Origin of the sequence: Planomonospora antibiotica (assembly GCF_014647955.1) — a bacterium.
GTDB lineage: Bacteria > Actinomycetota > Actinomycetes > Streptosporangiales > Streptosporangiaceae > Planomonospora > Planomonospora parontospora.
The window spans coordinates 1-4,390 of record NZ_BMQE01000108.1 but is presented as its reverse complement, the minus strand read 5'-3'; the positions used below and the strand labels follow the sequence as shown (position 1 = coordinate 4,390).

The window sequence follows — 4,390 nt, the reverse complement described above, 5'->3', positions numbered from 1 at the left end:
GGGTGGCGGATGTGGCGGTGGTGGTGCGGGAGGACCGGCCGGGGGACCGGCGGCTGGTGGCCTACGTGGTGCCGGCCGGTACGGCGCCGGGCGGGGTGTCCGGGGTGCTCGTGCCGGAGGTGGTGCGGGGGTTCGCGGCGGAGCGGTTGCCGGAGTACATGGTGCCGTCGGTGGTGGTGGTTTTGGAGGCGCTGCCGTTGACGGGCAACGGGAAGCTGGACCGGGCGGCGCTGCCGGTGCCGCGGGCGGCGGGCTCGGGGGTGGAGCCGGACGGGGAACCGGGGCCGGGGTCAGGGTCGGGCGAGGGGCCCGCGAGTGTGCGGGAGGCGGTGCTGGCGGGGGTGTTCGCCGAGGTGCTGGGGGTGGAGTCGGTCGGGGCCGGGGAGGGGTTCTTCGATCTCGGTGGGGACAGCATTCTGGCGATTCGGTTGGTGGCGCGGGCGCGTGAGGCGGGGGTGGTGTTCTCGCCGCGGGAGGTGTTCCGGCATCAGAGTGTGCGGGCTTTGGCGGCGGTCGCGACCGAGGAGCCGGCCGGTGCGGTGGGGGAGCCGGAGGGGGCGGGGGTCGGCCCGGTGGACCCCACCCCGATCATGCGGTGGCTGGCCGAGCGGGGCGGGCCGATCGGTGGGTTCGGTCAGACGGTGGTGCTGCAGGTGCCGCCGGGTCTGGGGCTGGAGGCGTTGACGGCCGGGTTGCAGGCCGTACTGGACCGGCATGATGCGTTGCGGCTGGTCTGCTCGGGGGTGGAGGCGCTGCGCGGGGACGGTCGCGGGGTGCTGGAGGTGCCGCCGTCCGGTTCGGTGCGGGCGGATGAGTGCGTGCGCCGGGTGGAGGTCGCGGACGACCCGGAGGAGGCGGTGGCCGAGGCGTCGGCGCGGTCGCGGGCGGAGCTGGATCCGGCCACCGGCCGGATGGTGCGGGTGGTGTGGCTGGACGCGGGTCCGGGGGTGTCGGGCCGGTTGGTGGTGACGGTGCATCACCTGTCGGTGGACGGGGTGTCGTGGCGGGTCCTGTTGCCGGATCTGTTCGCGGCCTGGGAGGCGGCCCGCAGGGGTGAGGTTCCGGTGCTGCCGGCGGTGCCGACGTCGTTCCGCACCTGGGCGCGGATGCTCCAGGCCGAAGCCCGGCGCAGGGCCGGCGAACTGGACGACTGGATCGACATCCTCGACGGGCCCGACCCCCGCATCGGCCACCGGCCGCTCGACCCGGAGAAGGACACCGTCGCGACCGTCCGCACGCTCCGGCTCACGCTGCCGCCCGAGGTCACCGGACCGCTGCTCACCACCGTCCCGGCGGCCTTCCACGGCCGGGCCCTCGACGTGCTGCTCACCGGTCTCACCCTGGCCGTGGCGCACTGGCGCCGGAAGCGCGGCGGGCGGGGCACCTCCGTCCTGCTCGATCTGGAGGGCCACGGCCGGGAGGAGATCGCCGACGGCGCCGATCTGTCCCGGACCGTCGGCTGGTTCACCACCCTGTACCCGGTCCGGCTCGACGCGGGCGCCACCGCCTGGACCGACGGGCGGACCGTCACCCGGGCGGTCAAACAGGTCAAGGAGCAGCTGCGGGCCATTCCGGACAACGGCATCGGGTACGGCCTGCTCCGCCACCTCGACCCGGAGAGCGCCGCCGAACTGGACGGGCTCCCCCGGCCGCAGATCGTCTTCAACCACCTCGGCCGGGTCGCGACCGGCGAGGGCGACTGGAACGTGGTCCCGGCGGAGTTCGGCGGCCACGACCCGGAGATGCCGGTGGCCCACGTACTGGAGATCAACACGACCGTCCACGACCGCCCGGACGGCCCCCACCTGGAGGCCGTCTGGTCCTGGCCCGACGGGGTGCTCACCGAGGCGGAGGCCGAGGAGCTGGCCGGGACCTGGTTCGACGCGCTCGGCGGGCTGGCCGCGCACGGCTCCGGCGGGCACACGCCGAGCGACCTCCTGGTCGAACTCGACCAGGAGGAGATCGACCGCATCCAGGCCGCCTGGGAGGACCGATGACGCAGGTCCAGGACATCCTTCCGCTCTCGCCGCTGCAGCGGGGCCTGTTCTTCCACGCCCTGCACGACGAGCACGACGTCTACACCGCCCAGGTGACGCTCGACCTCGACGGTCCGCTCGACGCGGCCCGGCTGCGGCGGGCCGCCGAACGGCTCCTGGACCGCCACCCCAACCTGCGCGCGGGCTTCTGGCACGAGGAGCTGAGCCGACCCGTCCAGGTCGTCCCGGCACGCGTCGACCTGCCCTGGCGCGAGGTCGCCGGAGAGGACCCCGGCCGGGTGACCGCAGAGGAGCGGGCCCGTCCCTTCGACCTGGCCCGGCCGCCGCTGCTCCGGTTCTCGCTGGTGCGGCTCGGGCCGGAGCGGCACCGGCTGGTCCTCACCCACCACCACATCGTGCTGGACGGCTGGTCGACGCCGATCCTGATCACGGAGCTGCTCGCGCTCTACCTGGGCGTGGAGACCGCGCCCGCGCCGCCGTACAAGGGCTATCTGGCCTGGCTGGCCCGGCAGGACCGCGACGCGGCGCGGGAGGCGTGGGAGCGGGCGCTCGACGGGGTGGACGGGCCCACGCTGGCCGCACCCGGGGCACCCACCGCGGCCGTCCCCCCGGAGCGGGTGCGTCTCGAGCTGGACGCCGGGCTGACGAGAGCCCTCACCCGGATGGCCCGCCGCCACGGCGTCACGCTCAACACCGTGCTCCAGGCGAGCTGGGGCGTCGTGCTCGCCCAGCTCACCGGCCGTGACGACGTCGTCTTCGGTTCCGTCGTGTCGGGCCGCCCGCCGGAGCTGCCCGGCGTCGAGCGCATGGTCGGCCTGTTCGTCAACACGGTCCCGGTCCGGGTACGGCTCCACCCCGGCGAGTCCTTCGGCGACCTTCTGGCCCGCCTCCAGGACGAGCAGGCCGAGCTGCTGCCCCACCACCACCTCGGCCTGACCGAGATCCACCGCGGCACCCTCTTCGACACCGTCACCGTGCTGGAGAACTACCCGTTCGACCCGGACGCGGCCGGTGCCGCCCTCGGTGACCTGCGGCTGACCGGGTTCGGCTCGACCGACGCCCACCACTACCCGCTCGCGCTCGCCGCCGTCCCCGGCGAGCGGCTCACGCTCCGCCTGGACCACCGGTCCGACCTGTTCACCGCAGCGGAGGCGGGACGTCTGCTCGGCCGGGTGCGGCGGCTGCTCACCACGGTGGCCGGAGCGCCCGGCACCCCCGTCGGGCGTCTCGACCTGCTGGAGGAGGCCGAACGGCGGCGGATCGTCGAGGAGTGGAACGACACGGGCGATCCGGTGCCCGGCCGTACGCTGCACGGACTCTTCGAGGCGGCGGTGGCACGGGACCCGGGGGCCGCCGCGCTGGTGGACGGCGGGACGACCCTGACCTACGGCGAGCTCAACGCCCGCGCCAACCGGCTGGCCCGGCTGCTGCGGCGCCGCGGAGCGGGCCCCGAACGGGTGGTCGCGCTGCTGCTGCCGCGCTCGGCCGACCTGGTCGTCGCCGCGCTGGCCGTGTGCAAGGCCGGCGCCGCCTACCTGCCGGTGGACCCCGGCTATCCCGCCGAGCGGATCGCCGCCATGCTGGACGACGCACGCCCGGTCCTGGTGGTCGGCGGTGAGCTGCTCGCCGCGGCGGACGTGTCCGGTTTCGCGGAGGGCGACCTCACGGAGGACGAGGTCCGGGTGGAGCTCCGGAACCCGGCTTACGTGATCTACACCTCGGGTTCGACCGGTCGGCCCAAGGGCGTGGTCGTGACCCACGAGGGCGTCGCCGCCTTCGCCGAGACCCAGCGGGACCGGCTCCGGGTGGGACCGGACGGCCGGGTGCTCCAGCTCGCCTCGCCGAGCTTCGACGCCTCGGTCATGGAGATGCTCATGGCCTTCGCCGCCGGGGCCGCGCTGGTCGTCCCGCCCGAGGGCGTGTACGGCGGTGCGGAGCTGGCGGCGGCGATCGAGGAACGGCGCGTCACCCATGCGCTTATCACCCCGGCGGCGCTGGCGAGCGTGCCCGCCGCCCCGCTGGAGGGCTTCCGCACCCTGGCGGTCGGCGGCGACGCCTGCGGACCCGGTCTGGTGGAGCGCTGGGCGCCCGGCCGGTTGATGGTCAACGCCTACGGCCCGACCGAGGCCACGATCGCCGCCACGATGAGCGGTCCGCTGAGCCCCGGAGAGGTCCCGCCCATCGGATTCCCCGTCCGGGACACCCGCGGCTACGTGCTGGACGGCCGGCTCCGGCCGGTGCCGGTGGGGATGCCGGGGGAGCTGTACCTCGCCGGGCCGGGCCTCGCCCGCGGTTACCTCGGCCGGCCGGGATTGACGGCGGAGCGGTTCGTGGCGTGTCCGTTCGGTTCGCCGGGTTCGTCGGGTCCGGTGGGGGAGCGGATGTACCGGACG

General features: G+C 75.1%; 2 protein-coding genes. Both read left to right on the top strand.

Annotated elements, in window-relative coordinates; all coding sequences use genetic code 11:
- Window positions 1-1,997, top strand: a 1,997-nt coding sequence (locus IEZ06_RS35425) for a condensation domain-containing protein (RefSeq protein WP_229799142.1), incomplete at its 5' end; no start/stop codon positions are given.
- Window positions 1,994-4,390, top strand: a 2,397-nt coding sequence (locus tag IEZ06_RS35420; protein WP_189241039.1) for a non-ribosomal peptide synthetase, incomplete at its 3' end; no start/stop codon positions are given. The genes IEZ06_RS35425 and IEZ06_RS35420, both read left to right, overlap by 4 nt.